A 17,700-nucleotide genomic window follows, 5' to 3' on the forward strand; every position below is an offset into this window, starting at 1 on the left:
ATTTCCCCATTAGCGCTGTTCAACGAGGTCATCCAGTTTTGTCTGGCTTGCCTTGATGGTCGATGAAAGGTCAGCTTTTCCTACCGTGACGTTGTGCACCATGGTACTCACGATGCCGGAGCCGGTTACGTCGCCCATGCGGGTAAAGTTCTTATCTCCGACGGCGCCAAAGACCTGAATATTTGGCAGTTCGGCAATCAGTTGATCGGGTAATTCACCCAGCGCTTTGATAACAGCGTTATCTTTCCACGTCGAAGTATTCACCACCGCTTTGTTGACCGGCAGCGCCGCCCCTGGCGACATCATGACCCAGTCCGCAATGTTGTCTGCCTGCTCCATAAAGGTGACAAATTTCTCTGCCGCTTCTGTTTCTTCGGTTTTTTGACCTGCGGTAATGGTCAGCGACGTCAGCATGCCGTAAACAGCGGAATTTTTTTCCGTCGGCACCATAAAGCCAACATTTTTAGGATCGCCCTCTTTGATCACCGCCGGGAGGATATAGGTGGAATAAATCGCCATTGGCGCCGTGCCGTTCATGAAAGCATCTTTGACTTCCATGATGTCGTTCGAGCCAGGCATAGTGTTCATGGCAAGTTGGCGGTAATACTGCAACGCCTGCGCCATTTCAGGTGTGTCGAGCGTAATCTTTCCCTGCGCATCAAAAACGTTGGCCTGGTTAGAGAGCGCAAACTGGGAGAATGACTGTTCGGTCAAAACGCTTTCTGCCGTCGGCAGCGCAATGCCGTATTTCTTACTGCCAGGATTGTTGAGCTTCTGCGCCACGTTTAGCAATTGCTGCCAGTCTTTTGGCTCTTCCAGTCCGGCTTTTGCCAGCACATCTTTGCGGTACCAGATCCCGCCAATCCAGGCGCTGACCGGAACCCCGGTCCATGCACTACCGTCTTCAGTGCGTACAATACGCAGGACACCATCATAAAAAGCACCCTCACCTACACCGTTGATGACCTGCGCTACCGCTTTACGGTCGATGAGGGATTCTTTATCCATAACTTTCGCGTAGTCATGGCTGGTTTCAATGACTTCAGGTAGTGAACCGCTGCGCGCCAGGGTGATGACCTTGGTGTTGTAAGCATCTTCTTCCACAGGAACCTGTTTGACGCTAATGCCCGGGTTTTCTTTTTCAAAACGCTCAATCAGTTTTGCAATGACCGCCTGCCGCTCCTGCTCAACAGAAGAGTGCATAAATTCAATCGCGACAGAGGACTTTTTATCATCCTTACACCCGGAAACCAGGGCGCAGGAAACCAGTGCTGAAATCAGCACAATTTTAGCTTTAAGCATGAAATGTTCCTTTTTATTACTTAACCCACATGACCTGCCAGGCGTACAACGTTAATTCCTTACCGGAAATAGTTTTACCGCTAATCAAATCAACTCCATTTTCTATATCAATACGAATGGTTTGAGTATGACCGCTGACATTAAATAACCCGGTAATTTCCTCACCTGTTTCCGCAGTACGTTTAATTTGCATTACGGCCGGTGTAATACTGTTAATTTGAAAATCACTATCAGGATGAAATGCTTTATTATTACGACGTATTACAATTAGTCGGGATAACTCATGATAAATAGCGTGACGCAAACTGGTTTCATCTGCCAGCTCCGCTTCTATTTGTCTCACCTGATATTTTTTGCGGTTGATCGCGCGGTTATAACCGAACGTCTCAACACCTTTATAATCATTGCGTGATCCAAGTATGCTTTGAATGTAAACCGCCGGCACGCCTGGAAAACTCAGCAAAATGGCATGTGCGAGAATAAAGCGAGAAAACCGTTCGGCATCGCTACAATTACCAGGGGTTAGCGCATCCATATATGTCACGTTAATTTCATACGGGCTGCGACTGCCATCAGGGTTATTTTTCCAGTTAACCAGCGCACCTTCCTGTTGTAGTTCTGTCACCAGCCGCATGATCTCGTCTTCAGGCAACAAACCGCGTAATGGGTTGAGACCAATGCCATCATGTGATGCGAGAAAATTAAACCAGGTTGTCTCACCAGACGGCAGCTCCAGTGATTGCGCCCACTGACACAATATCGACGTGTCCTGGCGTTGTACCGCATGCAGCACCAGCGGCGGCAGCGAGAACTGGTACACCATATGCGCTTCATCATGGCCATTACCGTAGTAGGACACGTTATCCTTATGCGGGACGTTGGTTTCGGTAATAATCGCCGTACCAGGCGCCGCGCAGTCCGCAATAGCGCGGAATAGTTTGATAAGCTGATGCGTTTTTTCCAGATGAATACAGCTCGTTCCAGGCTCTTTCCACATAAAGCCAACCGCATCCAGGCGAACATAATCTGCGCCCTGCTCAAGATAGCTCAGCAGCACATCGACCATCGCCAGTAACACCACCGGGTTGGCATAATTGAGATCGATCTGGTCATCGCTGAACGTCGTCCATAAATGGCGCACGGTGTTATCTTTTAGCGTAAATGGTGTCAGTAACGGTAATGTGCGTGGACGTGTGACGTTGCTCAGGTCCGTATCAGGATCCATTGCAATAAAGAAATTTTCATAACCGTCAAGTTGTTGCAAATAATTATTAAACCACTCGCTTTTAGCTGACATATGGTTACAAACAAAATCAAACATCAGTCGACTGGACTCACCTAATTCCTTAATATCATTCCAGTCACCGGTTTCTTCGGCAACCTGATGGTAATTAATCACGGAAAAACCATCATCCGATGACCACGGATAAAATGGCAGAAGATGCACATGAGAAAATGTCGACTTAAGCCATTCATTATAAAACTGATTAAACGTCGGCAACGGTTTTTTACCAACCCCGTGGAATTGATCGGCGTAGGTAATAAGCACCACATCGCCCTCGTCCCAATGCGCTTTACGGATTTTTTTAATTAATCCCTGTGATTTCTCTAAACGTGCAAACAGCGCTTCATAGTGGCATGAAGTAAATGTATGACCATAAACTTCTGTCAGGCATTTTTGGATTTTTTGGTTCACCTTCGATTCTCGTGGTAGCGGTCCCATGAGCCAAGAGACTACTCTGCGTAAAATAAGCTGTCAATTAGCTGAGGTGGTCTGAAGGGGGGTAAAAAAAGAATTTTGGCAGCCAAAAAATCGTATTTGTGAGCTGCCGCAAATTAACTGAGGGAATGTTGATTAATTGTTGCTTGCTTTTACTGATTCAAATATCAGGTTCGATTACCGGAATATCGTTTCGACAATTTTGCCGCTGCCCGACTCAACACCGGTTCCAGAACCAACGCCAGCAGCATTTTTAGCGGGCGTCGGGCGACGGATTTCACCGCCCACCCTGCTACCCCCGCCGGGCCGTAGCGAAGCGCCGTTAAAAGCACCAGCTTACCTGCTATTTTAAAGCCCGGCTTAACCCTTTGCCCGGCACGTTGCCAGCGATTGTTCATTTCTAACCTCACAATTGGCGGAAACGACTACGTAAGGAAAAAGTATCGGACGTCACATAACGTTCCATTTCACGCAAACGCTTTTCACTAGCCGCCAGCTCGCGATCGACAGCATCCAACAGTTCACCGCTTGATGGCTGCTGCTCGCCGGAAACCACATTATCCGGCATCGGATCCAATACAAACGTCAGCACGATGTAAGCGACGAAGGTGAAAAAGGCCAGACCAAAAAAGACTGACAGCACCACCAGGATCCGTACCAGCTTCACAGGCACATCGAGATAATGCGCAATACCCGCACAAACCCCCTTAACCATGCCCTGCTGCGGAATACGCCACAGTTTTTTGTTCAGATTAACGCCTCCCATTAGCGGTCCCTCCAGTTTGGATGTTCAGCATCAAGGATGTCTTCCAGCGCCTGAATGCGCTCACGCATCCGCTGTGCGTCATCCTTGAGTTCGACCAGACGTTGCTGTTCACTTTGCGACAGTTCGCCACGACTGGAACGGTTGCTGTAATGCAGCCAGAGCCAAATCGGTAAAACAAACAGCACAAAGATGGTTAACGGGATAGCCAGAAATAGCGCGCTCATGAGTACTCCTTACAGGTGATGAGCGGCGGCGCGTTCGGGCGCCGCCAGATGTTATTATTGCTTGTCTTGCTGCATTTTGGCTTTAAGTTGCGCCAGCTGCTCGCTGATTTCATCATCTGCTTTCAGGTCAGCAAATTGCTGATCCAGGGACTTCTGTTTACCGAAATTATGGCTTTCAGCCTCAGCTTCCATCTGATCGATACGACGCTCGAAAGATTCAAAGCGCGCCATCGCTTCATCAAGTTTACCGCTGTCCAGCTGACGACGAACATCACGTGAAGAACTCGCTGCCTGATGACGTAGCATCAGCGCCTGCTGACGAGCACGGGTTTCACTGAGTTTATTTTCCAGCTCACCAATCTCTTTTTTCATACGCGCCAGCGTATCGTCAACCAGCGTGACTTCATGCTCCAGAGAGGCAATCAGGTCAGTCAATTTCTGTTTTTCGATTAACGCAGAACGCGCCAAATCTTCTTTCTCTTTGCGCAGCGCCAGCTCAGCTTTTTCTTGCCACTCTGCCTGTTGCGCGCTGGCCTGTTCGATACGACGAGATAATTGTTTCTTTTCTGCCAGAGCGCGTGCGGAGTTTGAACGCACCTCAACCAGCGTATCTTCCATTTCCTGGATCATTAACCGCACCAGCTTCTGCGGATCTTCAGCCTTTTCCAGCAACGCATTAATGTTGGCGTTCACGATGTCGGCAAAACGAGAAAAAATACCCATAATGTAATCCTCACTTACTGTTCTGATATCGGGCTATGCCCTGCTGATTTCGTAATGCACTTGGCGTGCCAACTTTTTATCTAATTGATTTTAATAATTATATCTAATTTTACCTGGCGAGAGAATTAGGGTAAATTGGTGAATAACACTAACAAATGGTGAATTTCATCATGGCAGGATACAAAGATAATCTTCTGGGTGAAGCAAACAGCTTTATTGAAGTGCTGGAGCAGGTTTCTCATCTGGCGCCGCTGGATAAGCCTGTCCTGGTTATCGGTGAGCGAGGTACTGGGAAAGAGCTTATTGCCAACCGCCTGCACTATCTCTCCACCCGTTGGCAAGGCCCGTTTATTTCGCTTAACTGCGCAGCGCTCAACGAGAACTTGCTTGATTCCGAACTGTTTGGTCACGAAGCAGGTGCCTTTACCGGCGCTCAAAAACGCCATCCTGGACGTTTCGAACGCGCCGACGGCGGTACGCTGTTTCTCGATGAACTGGCAACCGCCCCGATGTTGGTGCAGGAAAAATTGCTGCGCGTTATTGAATATGGAGAGCTGGAACGTGTTGGCGGCAGCCAGCCGTTGCAAGTTAACGTACGACTTGTTTGTGCAACCAATGCCGACTTACCTCGCATGGTCAACGAAGGCACTTTTCGCGCGGACCTGCTGGATCGTCTGGCCTTTGACGTAGTGCAACTCCCACCGTTACGCGAACGCCAAAGCGACATAATGTTAATGGCCGAGCATTTTGCCATTCAGATGTGCCGCGAGATCGGGTTACCACTGTTTCCAGGGTTTAGTGCCGAAGCCAGAGAAACGCTCCTCCACTACCGTTGGCCGGGTAATATTCGTGAACTGAAAAACGTCGTGGAGCGATCCGTTTATCGACATGGGACCAGTGATTACCCGCTGGATGAGATAATCATTGATCCCTTCCGCCGTCATGTCGTGGAATCTCAGGTGCAGGAAGCAAAACCAACATCTGTAGCATTACCGCTGGATCTTCGTGAATTCCAGCAGCAACAAGAGAAAGACTTTCTACAAACCAGCTTACTGCTGGCTAAATTTAACCAGAAAAAAGCCGCTGAATTACTGGGTCTCACTTATCATCAGCTACGAGCCTTGCTGAAGAAGCACCAGATCTAGCACGCATTTGCAAGTGTCATACTGGCGGGTTTGACGCATAACCTCATCTAAGCTACGCCAATTTTTCGAAAGTCGTGTTGGAAAAGTGTGAGCTGCGGGAGAACCGCTGGATGGGGACTCAGGTACTGGGTGCGACATTCAGTGGCTCAGATCTCTCCGGCGGCAAGTTTTCTACTTTCGACTGGCAAGCAGCAAACTTCGCACATTGCGATCTGACCAATTCGGAGTTAGGTGACTTAGATATTCGGGGTGTTGATTTACAAGGCGTTAAGTTAGACAACTACCAGGCATCGTTGCTCATGGAGCTGCTTGGTATCGCTGTGATTGGTTAGCCCAGCGTTTACACCGGGAGATGCGTTTGACGATTTACTTTTAACCAGTACGACTCCTGGCAAGCATTGTGAAACGTTTTCTCCAGTGGACGAATATCCTGACCTGCCGCATCAACGACATGCCATCTAATGCTGCATTCTGGACAGGCATTTGATGAATATTTAACCAATTCATTTTCGCGAGAACAACGAATAACCACTCCCGAATCATGAAGCCATGTCTTATTTATAATCTCAACTTCAGCCATGTCATCCCGTTTACTGACATCCTCAATACAAATAACATTTTTGCCTATTTTTATAGCATTGACATAATCCGCTAAGTTGCTCATTTATTAAATATTCCCGTTGATTCGTACACTAACGCATTATAATCGCTTACGCATTTTGTCACAGCGAGGAAACCGTAACAAATTACGCCAACTGTCCACATCCTGCACCGCGTTTATAGCAAGTCAGATGGGGCATGAAAATGCTAAGATAGTTAACAGAGTAGATTCAAAGTGGATAGCAGGTATGAATTTTGACCATGACGCGGTGTTGAACTCGCGCTTATCGAACCTGTTGCTCCCAAAAACAAACGGTAATGGCAAATGTCATTAAGTATTAGTAAGATAGCCTCTTTATATAATCCATTAAAATTATGCGCCTGGTTTTATCATCTCTGATCGTGATGGCTGGATTTCTGAGTGGTCAGGCTGCTGCTGCGCCTGAGCAAGCTTCGCACGCTGATATCCGTGACAGTGGGTTTGTCTATTGCGTCAGCGGGCAGGTCAATACGTTCAACCCGCAAAAAACGAGCAGTGGTCTCATCGTCGACACGTTAGCGGCCCAATTGTATGACCGACTGCTTGATGTAGATCCCTACACCTATCGACTGGTGCCTGAGCTGGCTGAAAGCTGGGAGGTGCTGGATAACGGCGCAACCTACCGCTTCCATCTGCGTCGTGACGTACAGTTTCAAAAGACCGCCTGGTTCACTCCCACCCGCAAACTGAATGCAGACGATGTGGTGTTTACCTTCGAGCGCATCTTTGATCGCCACCATCCATGGCACAATGTGAACGGCAGCAATTTCCCCTACTTCGACAGCCTGCAGTTCGCCGATAACGTCCAAAGTGTGCGCAAACTGGACAACAACACCGTTGAATTCCGCTTAACTCAACCTGATGCCTCCTTTATGTGGCATCTTGCCACACACTATGCCTCCGTAATGTCGGCGGAATATGCGGCTAACCTGGCAAAACAGGATCGTCAGGAACTGCTCGACAGACAACCTGTCGGCACAGGACCGTACCAACTTTCGGAGAATCGTGCCGGCCAATATATTCGGTTGCAGCGGCATGAAAAATTCTGGCGTGGTACTCCTCTGATGCCGCAGGTGGTAGTGGACCTCGGTTCTGGCGGAACCGGACGGTTATCAAAGTTACTGACCGGCGAATGTGACGTTTTAGCCTGGCCTGCCGCCAGCCAGCTCAGCATATTGCGTGATGACCCTCGCCTGCGTCTGACGCTGCGCCCGGGGATGAACATTGCCTACCTGGCGTTCAACACCAATAAACCGCCGTTGAATAACCCTGCAGCGCGGCATGCGCTGGCGCTAGCGATCAACAACCAACGGTTAATGCAGTCTATCTACTACGGGACGGCAGAGACCGCGGCATCTATTTTGCCTCGCGCCTCGTGGGCTTATGATAACGAAGCTAAAATTACAGAGTACAACCCGGCAAAATCGCGCGAGCAGCTAAAAGCGCTGGGGCTGGAGAATCTGACGTTACAACTTTGGGTTCCTACCAGCTCTCAGGCCTGGAACCCCAGTCCGCTGAAAACCGCAGAGCTGATTCAGGCAGATATGGCTCAGGTGGGTGTGAAAGTGAAGATCATCCCGGTAGAAGGCCGTTTTCAGGAGGCAAGATTAATGGATATGAACCATGATCTGACGTTATCCGGCTGGGCGACGGACAGTAACGATCCTGACAGTTTTTTCCGGCCGTTGCTCAGCTGTGCCGCCATCAATTCGCAGACCAACTTTGCCCACTGGTGTAATCCGCAGTTTGACAGCATTCTGCGCAAAGCCCTCTCTTCGCAGCAGCTTTCATCGCGAATAGATGCCTATGACGAAGCGCAAAATATTCTAGCGCAAGAGTTACCGATCCTGCCGCTGGCCTCTTCACTGCGTCTACAGGCTTACCGCTACGACATCAAAGGGCTGGTGCTCAGTCCGTTCGGCAATTCCTCTTTTGCCGGGGTGTCCCGGGAAAAGAAAGATGAGGTGAAAAAACCATGATTATCTTCACCCTGCGTCGATTTTTGTTGCTGCTGGTCACCCTGTTCTTTCTGACCTTTATTGGATTCAGCCTGAGCTACTTCACACCTCATGCGCCGTTACAGGGCGCATCGTTGTGGAACGCTTGGGTATTCTGGTTCAATGGTCTCATTCACTGGGATTTCGGCGTATCCAGTATCAATGGTCAGTTGATCTCAGAACAGCTGAAAGAGGTGTTCCCGGCCACAATGGAACTGTGCATTCTTGCCTTTGGTTTTGCACTAATGGTCGGGATCCCCGTTGGTATGCTGGCAGGCATCACGCGCAACAAATGGCAGGATCGTTGCATCAGCGCATTGGCTCTGATGGGGTTTTCTATCCCCGTTTTTTGGCTGGCTCTGCTGCTGACATTGCTCTTCTCACTGACCCTCGGCTGGTTACCCGTTTCCGGGCGTTTTGATCTTCTCTACGAGGTGAAACCCGTTACCGGTTTTGCCATTATTGATGCGTGGATCTCCGACTCACCCTGGCGCGATGAAATGCTGGTCAGCGCTATCCGTCATATGGTGCTCCCGGTGCTAACGCTCTCCGTTGCGCCCACCACCGAAGTCATCCGCCTGATGCGTATCAGCACCATTGAGGTCTTTGATCAGAACTACGTCAAAGCGGCGGCCACACGCGGTTTGTCACGCTTAACGATTCTGCGCCGTCACGTTCTGCACAACGCCCTCCCGCCGGTGATCCCGCGTCTGGGCTTACAGTTTTCCACCATGCTGACGCTGGCGATGATCACCGAGATGGTCTTTAGCTGGCCTGGTCTTGGCCGTTGGTTGATTAACGCGATTCGCCAGCAGGATTACGCGGCGATTTCAGCAGGCGTTATGGTTATTGGCTCACTGGTTATCATCGTCAACGTTATCTCTGATATTTTGGGTGCTATGGCTAACCCTCTGAAACATAAGGAATGGTATGCCTTACGATAGCGTCTATAGCGAAAAACGCCCGCCAGGTACGTTGCGCACCGCATGGCGCAATTTCTATGGTGATGCAACTGCGATGATCGGCCTGTACGGCTGCGCGGGATTGGCTGTTTTGTGTATTTTTGGTGGTTGGTTTGCCCCTTACGGCATCGATCAGCAATTTCTCGGCTATCAGCTTTTACCGCCGTCATGGTCACGCTATGGCGAAGTCTCTTTCTTCCTCGGAACTGACGATCTGGGACGAGACGTTTTAAGTCGTCTGCTCAGCGGCGCGGCCCCGACCGTTGGAGGCGCGTTTGTCGTCACTCTTGCCGCCACACTGTGTGGCCTTGTATTGGGCGTAGTTGCCGGTGCGACGCACGGCTTGCGCTCCGCAGTGCTGAACCACATTCTGGACACCCTGCTGTCGATCCCTTCTCTGCTGCTGGCGATTATTGTGGTGGCCTTTGCCGGACCGCATCTGACACACGCCATGTTTGCCGTCTGGCTGGCTTTGCTACCGCGCATGGTGCGTTCCGTTTACAGCATGGTGCATGACGAGCTGGAGAAAGAATACGTCATTGCCGCTCGCCTGGATGGTGCAACCACACTGAATATTCTGTGGTTTGCCGTTCTGCCCAATATTACCGCCGGTCTGATTACTGAAATCACCCGCGCACTGTCGATGGCGATTCTGGATATCGCCGCGCTGGGTTTTCTCGACCTTGGCGCACAGCTGCCATCCCCGGAATGGGGGGCCATGCTCGGCGACGCGCTGGAGCTGATTTATGTCGCTCCGTGGACGGTCATGCTGCCAGGCGCAGCGATTATGATAAGCGTGCTGCTTGTTAACCTACTGGGTGACGGCGTGCGCCGCGCAATTATTGCGGGGGTGGAATAATGCCATTACTGGATATCCGCAACCTGACGATTGAATTCAGAACCGGTGACGACTGGGTTAAGGCAGTTGATCGCGTCAGCATGACCCTCAACGAGGGTGAAATCCGCGGGCTGGTCGGCGAGTCTGGTTCCGGCAAAAGTCTGATCGCTAAGGCCATTTGCGGCGTCGCTAAAGATAACTGGCGCGTAACCGCAGACCGTATGCGTTTTGATGATATCGATCTGCTACGTCTTTCCGCGCGTGAACGACGCAAACTGGTCGGCCATAACGTCTCCATGATTTTTCAGGAGCCACAGTCATGTCTCGATCCGTCCGAGCGGATCGGACGGCAGCTAATGCAAAATATTCCCGCCTGGACTTACAAGGGCCGCTGGTGGCAGCGCATTGGCTGGCGCAAACGCCGTGCGATTGAACTCTTACACCGCGTCGGGATAAAAGACCATAAAGATGCCATGCGCAGCTTCCCATATGAGCTAACCGACGGCGAATGCCAGAAGGTCATGATCGCTATCGCATTGGCGAATCAGCCGCGTTTGCTGATTGCCGATGAGCCGACGAACGCGATGGAGCCAACCACCCAGGCGCAAATTTTCCGTCTGCTAACCCGTCTGAATCAAAACAGCAATACCACCATTTTGTTGATAAGCCATGACCTGCAAATGCTCAGCCAGTGGGCTGACAAAATCAACGTGATGTACTGCGGACAAACGGTGGAAACCGCGCCAAGTAAAGATTTGGTGACCATTCCGCATCATCCTTATACTCAAGCGTTGATTCGCGCTATTCCTGATTTTGGTAGCGCAATGCCGCACAAAAGCCGCCTGAATACCATGCCAGGAGCAATTCCATTGCTGGAACAATTACCCATCGGCTGTCGTCTGGGGCCGCGCTGCCCTTATGCACAACGCGAATGTATTGAAACCCCAAGACTGACCGGAGCAAAGAATCATCTCTACGCCTGTCATTTCCCGCTGAACATGGAGAGAGAGTGAGATGGTAGAAACCCTGCTCGAAGTTCGTAATCTGAGCAAAACCTTTCGCTACCGGACAGGTTTATTTCGCCGCCAGACCGTTGAGGCCGTCAAGCCCCTGAGTTTCACCCTGCGCGAACGTCAGACGCTCGCCGTCATTGGTGAAAACGGTTCAGGGAAATCTACGCTGGCAAAAATGTTAGCGGGTATGATTGAACCTACCAGCGGTGAGCTGCTGATTGACGATCATCCGTTAAAATATGGTGATTATTCATTTCGTAGTCAGCGGATCCGTATGATTTTCCAGGATCCGTCAACATCGCTTAATCCTCGGCAACGTATCTCGCAGATCCTCGATTTTCCGCTACGACTGAATACCGACCTCGAGCCTGAGCAGCGTCGTAAACAGATCGTGGAGACCATGCGCATGGTCGGACTGCTGCCGGATCACGTAAGCTATTACCCGCATATGTTAGCGCCGGGGCAAAAACAGCGTCTGGGCCTTGCCCGTGCACTCATTTTACGACCCAAAGTCATTATCGCCGACGAAGCCCTGGCTTCTCTGGACATGTCGATGCGTTCGCAGCTCATCAATCTGATGCTGGAATTACAGGAAAAACAGGGGATTTCATATATCTATGTGACTCAGCATATTGGCATGATGAAGCACATCAGCGACCAGGTATTAGTCATGCATCAGGGCGAAGTTGTTGAGCGCGGCAGTACAGCGGACGTTCTGGCCTCCCCGTTGCATGAACTTACCCGTCGCCTGATTGCAGGTCATTTCGGCGAAGCGCTTACCGCCGACGCCTGGCGGAAAGATCGCTAACAAACGAATGCCCCCTTAACCGGGGGGCATTCTGCCATCAGTGACACAACGTAGGTAAGAGCAGCGTATCAACTTCGGTAAACGTGACTGACGGGTAAAGGGCACCCTGCATTGCCCAGACACCTGCAGCACTGGCCTCGTCGACAAGTTGTGCTGTTTCGACTCCCTTCACTACAACACGGTTGCAATATTCCCTGATATTTTTGATCAGCACCGGGAACATCGGTTTTTCTACCTGTTCCAGGAAGAAACCGCGATCCAGTTTAACAACGTCAAAATGACCGCAAACCAGCGGGCTGGCCCCTACGCTGCCGGAGCCAAGATCGCCTAACCACAATGCGTTTGGGCCGCCGCGAAGTGAATTAATCAACAGACTATTCAGGCACACGGTATTCGTCAAAAAACGTTCTGAAAGTTCCAGCGCAATAAATGGTAGTGCCTGTAAGGCCGACTTGATGGCTGGATCACCAATCGCCAACAGCGCCATTTCGTCAATGAGTTTCAGGGTACAAATAAGGTTGTTGCGCTCAAACCAGTCACGCTTTTCGGCAATTAATCGAATTTGCTCGAGCATGAAATTACGCTTTTGTTCGCTATCCCACGCTGAAATGATGAAATCTGGATGCAACGGTTGAACCGTATCTGAAGTAAACCGGGCGTTGATCTCTACGCCCAGTAATTTATCTGTTGTGTCTCTCATCGTTTCCGCGATGAAATGATAGTGCATAAGACCACTCCAATTGATCATAACGTCATGATAATGCACTTCTAATCACAATCAATCAATAATATCGATCAATGTGTCGATATTGATCGATAAAAACAATATATCATAACAAGCTGAATATTGTCATATTTTTTGTTTTAAGAAAGTTCCTACCTTGCTATGTTTATTAACATCAGCTAGCAATGAAATAATACCATTTCAATGCCTTTGAAACCTTGCATTTTCTCTGATTCACCGACGTTAAATGCCTGAACGAAGCATAACCGGAGGGGAATGATATACTCCCCACATGCAATGAAGTGACTGGTCACGTGAGGTTGATAACCATTCCTCAGGGAAAAGGCGTGGGATATAATTTCAGACCAATTTCGAGTGAGCTTAACGCGTCAATCATAATTCATTGATTGGTAAAAGATAAGTGTTAACAAAAAGGATTAAAGCCATGGGTTTTTTATCAGGTAAGCGTATTCTGGTGACAGGCCTTGCCAGTAAATTGTCTATCGCATGGGGAATCGCTCAGGCGATGCATCGCGAAGGTGCTGAACTGGCGTTCACCTACCAGAACGACAAGCTGAAAGGTCGTGTGGAAGAATTTGCAGCGCAATTAGGCTCCAACATTGTTTTGCAGTGTGATGTGGCTGAAGATGCCAGCATTGACGCCATGTTTGCTGAACTGAGCAAAACCTGGCCGAAATTCGACGGTTTCGTACACTCAATCGGCTTCGCACCTGCTGACCAACTGGATGGCGATTATGTGAATGCAGTTACCCGCGAAGGATTTAAAATTGCGCATGACATTAGCGCTTACAGCTTTGTTGCGATGGCAAAAGCATGTCGTTCCATGCTAAACCCTGGTTCTGCGCTACTGACGTTGTCCTATCTGGGCGCAGAGCGTGCAATCCCTAACTATAACGTCATGGGCCTGGCGAAAGCCTCCCTGGAAGCGAACGTCCGTTATATGGCTAATGCGATGGGACCTGAAGGCGTGCGTGTGAATGCCATTTCCGCAGGTCCAATCCGTACACTCGCCGCTTCTGGCATTAAAGATTTCCGTAAAATGCTGGCGCACTGTGAAGCGGTTACACCGATTCGCCGCACCGTTACCATTGAAGATGTGGGTAACTCCGCAGCATTTCTGTGCTCCGATCTCTCTGCCGGTATCTCTGGTGAAGTCGTACACGTTGACGGTGGCTTCAGCATCGCCGCAATGAACGAGCTGGAACTTAAATAATCCTAAGACCTCGATGGGCGGTCTTGCGCCGCCCATGACACTCCTCTCAGCTACCACATATGCCTTTCTGATATTTATTATCACGTAACAATCTTTCATCCCCTCATCTGCTTACGTCAGGATATTGCAGCGCAAACGATCCGGCGTAGTAGTATGACGACGAGTCCGGGTCGCCACTTTTAGACCAAGGAACGCCCATGGAACAACGCCGAATTGAAGGCAAAAGCCACTGGTATCATGAGACGCAATCCAGCATGTATCCGCAAGATGTTCTGCCGCTGGTCCCGGAAGCCGCTCATGTCGACGACAGTTTTTTACTGGATCTGGCATTACCTGATGACGCTCTTTCGCCCTTTCAATCCTGGTTAACCCCTGCCCGTAAACTTGCCCAGACGCTCTTCCCGGCTCATGTAAACCTGAATCAGATGCATACGTTCAGTGCCTATGAACGAATGAGTACAGCCCTGACCGTCGCTCAGGTGTATGGTGTGCAGCGATTATGTAATCACTATGCCGCGCGTTTAACACCGCTTCCCGGTCCGGACTCCTCGCGGGAAAGTAACCATCGACTGGCACAAATCACCCAATATGCTCGCCAACTTGCCAGCTCTCCTGCCGTGATAGGCGAACGCGACCGTCAGCATCTGGAAGCGGTCGGACTGACCACCAGCGATAATATTCTGATGAATCAAATCATCGGCTTCGTCGGTTTTCAGGCCCGAACCGTGGCCCTGTTTCAGGCCTGGTCTGGTCATCCGGTACGCCGAATACCGGGGCTGGATATTCAGCAATTTGCTCACGCTTCGTTATTTAACGCCACAAAGACAACCTGGCATGCTGCACCATTCCCGATCGAAAAATATCCCCCCCATGCTGAGAATTCTGCCAGAGGATATCCCGATGAACTGCAAGCGTTGGTGCCATTATTGATACATTCACCGGTCATTTTAGATTTACTCACGACGCTGATTTCCGCTGTCCGGCGCAGCACTGTATCAGTACAGGAATTTTCACTGGCAGCGCTGGTGACGTCACGAATTAACGGCAGCGTGGCCTGCTTTAACGAGCAGGCGCATACAGCAAATGAATTAGTCGACGTTATCGCCCTGCTTCGCCTGGATGAACGTGAATTACAACGTTGGGAACAACGACATCCGGTTGAGTGCGTCACCCTACAGGCGGTACAATGGCTGACCCGGGCGCCCGACCGCTTTAGCACCGCACTGTTAACGTCTTTGTTCGATCAGGGAATCTCTTCAGAGCAGGCTATCAACCTGCTAGCCTGGAGTGGATTGTGCGGATGGTTGAATCGCTTGAAAATCGCGCTGGGCGACACTGATTAACCGATCCACTTACTGAAAGAGCGCTTGCTGCCACTGGCAGAATCGCGTAAAACTGTCAGCCGCTCTTTTAGCCACGAAAATAGACAATTATGCTTCAGGACAACCCGCTGCTAGCGCAGCTTAAACAGCAACTACATTCCCAGACGCCACGTGCTGAAGGGGTGGTAAAAGCCACGGAAAAAGGCTTTGGCTTCCTGGAAGTCGATGCACAAAAAAGCTATTTCATTCCACCGCCGCAGATGAAAAAAGTGATGCATGGCGACCGCATTGTTGCGGTTATCCATACAGAAAAAGATCGTGAGTCTGCAGAGCCGGAAGAACTGATCGAACCCTTCCTGACGCGCTTCGTGGGTAAAGTTCAGGGCAAAAATGATCGTCTGTCCATCGTGCCGGATCATCCGTTACTGAAAGATGCTATTCCTTGTCGTGCCACCCGTGGCGTTGAACATGAATTTAAAGAAGGCGACTGGGCAGTTGCAGAAATGCGCCGTCACCCGCTGAAAGGCGATCGCACCTTCTACGCCGAGTTAACCCAATTTATCACTTTTGCTGATGACCACTTTGTCCCGTGGTGGGTCACACTGGCACGCCATAATCTGGAAAAAGAAGCACCGGACGGCGTAGCAACCGAAATGCTGGACGAAGGCCTGGTTCGTGAAGATTTAACCGCCCTTAATTTCGTCACCATCGACAGCGCCAGCACCGAAGATATGGACGATGCGCTGTATGCTGAAGAACAAGCTGACGGCACGCTACAATTAACCGTCGCCATTGCCGACCCAACAGCCTGGATTGCAGAAGGCAGTAAGCTGGATAAAACGGCAAAAATTCGCGCGTTCACCAATTATTTACCGGGGTTCAATATCCCGATGTTGCCACGTGAATTGTCTGACGATCTCTGCTCTCTGCGCGCGAACGAAGTGCGCCCGGTTTTAGCTTGTCGTATGAGCATTACCGCCGATGGCGCGATTGAAGACAACATCACCTTTTTCGCTGCGACAATTGAGTCAAAAGCGAAGCTGGCCTATGACAATGTTTCCGACTGGCTGGAAGGTACAGGCGAGTGGCAACCAGAAAACGACGCGATTGCGGAACAGATCCGTCTGCTGCATCGTATTTGTCTGAGCCGAGGAGAGTGGCGCCATAACCACGCGCTGGTCTTTAAAGATCGCCCGGATTACCGTTTCGTTCTCGGTGAAAAAGGTGAAGTACTGGACATCGTCGCTGAACCACGTCGCATCGCAAACCGTATCGTGGAAGAATCCATGATTGCGGCAAATATTTGCGCCGCCCGTGTGCTTCGCGACAAGCTGGGCTTCGGTATTTATAACGTCCATATGGGATTCGACCCGGCCAACGCCGACGCTCTGGCCGCGCTGCTGAAAACCCACGGTATGCACGTCGATGCCGAAGAAGTCCTGACTCTGGAAGGTTTCTGCAAACTGCGCCGCGAACTGGATGCTCAGCCATCAGGCTTCCTCGACAGCCGAATTCGCCGCTTCCAGTCTTACGCTGAAATAAGTATTGAGCCAGGTCCACACTTTGGGCTGGGTCTGGAGGCATATGCCACCTGGACTTCCCCAATCCGTAAGTATGGCGATATGATCAACCACCGTCTGCTTAAGGCTGTCATCAAAGGCGAAACCATCGCCCGACCTCAGGATGATACCACCGTGCAAATGGCAGAACGTCGTCGCCTGAACCGGATGGCTGAGCGTGACGTGGGTGACTGGCTTTACGCCCGTTTCCTGAGTGATAAAGCCGGTACCGACACCCGCTTTGCGGCCGAGATCATTGACGTCAGCCGCGGTGGCATGCGCGTGCGCTTAGTTGATAATGGCGCTGTTGCCTTTATTCCTGCTCCCTTCCTGCACGCCGTTCGTGATGAACTGGTATGCAGCCAGGAAAGCGGCACCGTGCAAATTAAAGGTGAAGTGGTTTACAAAGTCACAGATGTGATTGACGTAACTATCGCTGAAGTACGGATGGAAACCCGCAGCGTTATCGCGCGTCCAGCCGCGTAACACGCATAAATCAAGCGACCTTTCTCATTTTTGAAAGGTCGTTTTCTTTTTACCTCCCAAATTTCAACCGCGCACTACACTTCTTTCATCCAGTCAAAAAATTTATTTACTATTTTTCAGCTCCGTTGGCTTTGCTTTTTACGGATTCTGGATTACACATAAATATATAAAAAAAACAATACGTTCAGCCATAATCACCCTGAATGAATCATGGCTACCCATACTTTTGAGGCTCTA

Annotated in this window: 17 protein-coding genes and 1 pseudogene; 10 read left to right on the top strand and 8 right to left on the bottom strand. The window is 50.2% G+C overall.

Features of this window, described 5'->3' with window-relative positions; translation table 11 throughout:
- Positions 1 to 9 precede the first annotated feature (9 nt).
- From E6P06_RS16010 to pspA, 6 genes are all read right to left on the bottom strand, one after another.
- Positions 10 to 1,302, bottom strand: a complete 1,293-nt coding sequence (locus E6P06_RS16010) for an ABC transporter substrate-binding protein (RefSeq protein ID WP_057101435.1) — start codon at positions 1,300 to 1,302, stop codon at positions 10 to 12.
- A 16-nt stretch (positions 1,303 to 1,318) separates the two neighbouring features.
- Positions 1,319 to 3,025 (bottom strand): sugar phosphorylase, encoded by a 1,707-nt coding sequence (locus E6P06_RS16015; RefSeq protein ID WP_071891853.1) that lies wholly within the window; start codon positions 3,023 to 3,025, stop codon positions 1,319 to 1,321.
- 164 nt (positions 3,026 to 3,189) lie between these two features.
- Entirely contained in the window at positions 3,190 to 3,420 is a 231-nt protein-coding gene (gene pspD / locus E6P06_RS16020; RefSeq protein ID WP_003020493.1) for a phage shock protein PspD, read from the bottom strand.
- Positions 3,421 to 3,428: 8 nt separating this feature from the next.
- Positions 3,429 to 3,788: an envelope stress response membrane protein PspC gene (pspC, locus tag E6P06_RS16025; RefSeq protein WP_003020497.1), complete on the bottom strand. Its 360-nt coding sequence runs from the start codon at positions 3,786 to 3,788 to the stop codon at positions 3,429 to 3,431.
- Positions 3,788 to 4,012, bottom strand: a complete 225-nt coding sequence (gene pspB / locus E6P06_RS16030) for an envelope stress response membrane protein PspB (protein WP_003843975.1) — start codon at positions 4,010 to 4,012, stop codon at positions 3,788 to 3,790. The genes pspC and pspB overlap by 1 nt, the downstream gene beginning before the upstream one ends.
- A 54-nt stretch (positions 4,013 to 4,066) precedes the next feature.
- Complete coding sequence (pspA, locus tag E6P06_RS16035) at positions 4,067 to 4,735, bottom strand: phage shock protein PspA (protein WP_003020532.1); 669 nt, start codon at positions 4,733 to 4,735, stop codon at positions 4,067 to 4,069.
- Between the two features lie 155 nt (positions 4,736 to 4,890).
- Here pspA and pspF point away from each other — a divergent pair, with 155 nt between their 5' ends.
- Together pspF and E6P06_RS16045 are read left to right on the top strand one after the other, a co-directional pair.
- Complete coding sequence (gene pspF, locus E6P06_RS16040) at positions 4,891 to 5,880, top strand: phage shock protein operon transcriptional activator (protein ID WP_161799276.1); 990 nt, start codon at positions 4,891 to 4,893, stop codon at positions 5,878 to 5,880.
- Positions 5,881 to 5,924: 44 nt separating this feature from the next.
- Positions 5,925 to 6,212, top strand: a pseudogene (locus E6P06_RS16045) (pentapeptide repeat-containing protein); the annotation flags it as partial.
- Positions 6,213 to 6,220: 8 nt separating this feature from the next.
- On the opposite strand, the gene E6P06_RS16050 reads toward E6P06_RS16045, so the two are convergent.
- On the bottom strand, positions 6,221 to 6,544 hold the full coding sequence (locus E6P06_RS16050) for a hypothetical protein (protein ID WP_003840736.1): 324 nt from the start codon (positions 6,542 to 6,544) through the stop codon (positions 6,221 to 6,223).
- Positions 6,545 to 6,855: 311 nt separating this feature from the next.
- On the opposite strand from E6P06_RS16050, the gene sapA reads away from it, so the two are divergent.
- Genes sapA through sapF form a run of 5 tightly spaced genes read left to right on the top strand, consistent with a single transcriptional unit; the run spans position 6,856 to position 12,138 of the window.
- On the top strand, positions 6,856 to 8,499 hold the full coding sequence (sapA, locus tag E6P06_RS16055) for an ABC transporter substrate-binding protein SapA (protein WP_003843978.1): 1,644 nt from the start codon (positions 6,856 to 6,858) through the stop codon (positions 8,497 to 8,499).
- Positions 8,496 to 9,461: a peptide ABC transporter permease SapB gene (gene sapB, locus E6P06_RS16060; RefSeq protein WP_003020545.1), complete on the top strand. Its 966-nt coding sequence runs from the start codon at positions 8,496 to 8,498 to the stop codon at positions 9,459 to 9,461. Before sapA ends, sapB begins: the two co-directional genes overlap by 4 nt.
- On the top strand, positions 9,448 to 10,338 hold the full coding sequence (gene sapC, locus E6P06_RS16065) for a peptide ABC transporter permease SapC (protein WP_003020550.1): 891 nt from the start codon (positions 9,448 to 9,450) through the stop codon (positions 10,336 to 10,338). Before sapB ends, sapC begins: the two co-directional genes overlap by 14 nt.
- Positions 10,338 to 11,330 carry a peptide ABC transporter ATP-binding protein SapD gene (gene sapD / locus E6P06_RS16070; protein WP_003020556.1) on the top strand — a complete coding sequence of 331 codons (993 nt, stop codon included), beginning with the start codon at positions 10,338 to 10,340 and terminating at the stop codon, positions 11,328 to 11,330. Before sapC ends, sapD begins: the two co-directional genes overlap by 1 nt.
- Position 11,331: 1 nt before the next feature.
- Entirely contained in the window at positions 11,332 to 12,138 is an 807-nt protein-coding gene (gene sapF, locus E6P06_RS16075; protein WP_003020558.1) for a peptide ABC transporter ATP-binding protein SapF, read from the top strand.
- A gap of 37 nt (positions 12,139 to 12,175) precedes the next feature.
- Here the strand turns inward: sapF and E6P06_RS16080 are convergent, their stop codons facing one another.
- A complete protein-coding gene (locus E6P06_RS16080; RefSeq protein ID WP_044700140.1) occupies positions 12,176 to 12,865 on the bottom strand; it encodes an EAL domain-containing protein in 690 nt (229 codons plus the stop codon).
- A 442-nt stretch (positions 12,866 to 13,307) separates the two neighbouring features.
- Here E6P06_RS16080 and fabI point away from each other — a divergent pair, with 442 nt between their 5' ends.
- The 3 genes from fabI (at position 13,308) to E6P06_RS16095 (ending at position 17,463) form a co-directional block, all read left to right on the top strand.
- A complete protein-coding gene (gene fabI / locus E6P06_RS16085) occupies positions 13,308 to 14,096 on the top strand; it encodes an enoyl-ACP reductase FabI (protein WP_003020565.1) in 789 nt (262 codons plus the stop codon).
- A 197-nt stretch (positions 14,097 to 14,293) separates the two neighbouring features.
- On the top strand, positions 14,294 to 15,439 hold the full coding sequence (locus tag E6P06_RS16090) for a carboxymuconolactone decarboxylase family protein (protein WP_139935453.1): 1,146 nt from the start codon (positions 14,294 to 14,296) through the stop codon (positions 15,437 to 15,439).
- A gap of 89 nt (positions 15,440 to 15,528) precedes the next feature.
- Positions 15,529 to 17,463 (top strand): exoribonuclease II, encoded by a 1,935-nt coding sequence (locus tag E6P06_RS16095; RefSeq protein WP_003840726.1) that lies wholly within the window; start codon positions 15,529 to 15,531, stop codon positions 17,461 to 17,463.
- Positions 17,464 to 17,700: the final 237 nt, after the last annotated feature.

Source organism: Citrobacter sp. CF971 (genome assembly GCF_006385635.1).
In the GTDB taxonomy this organism is placed as follows: Bacteria; Pseudomonadota; Gammaproteobacteria; order Enterobacterales; family Enterobacteriaceae; genus Citrobacter; species Citrobacter freundii.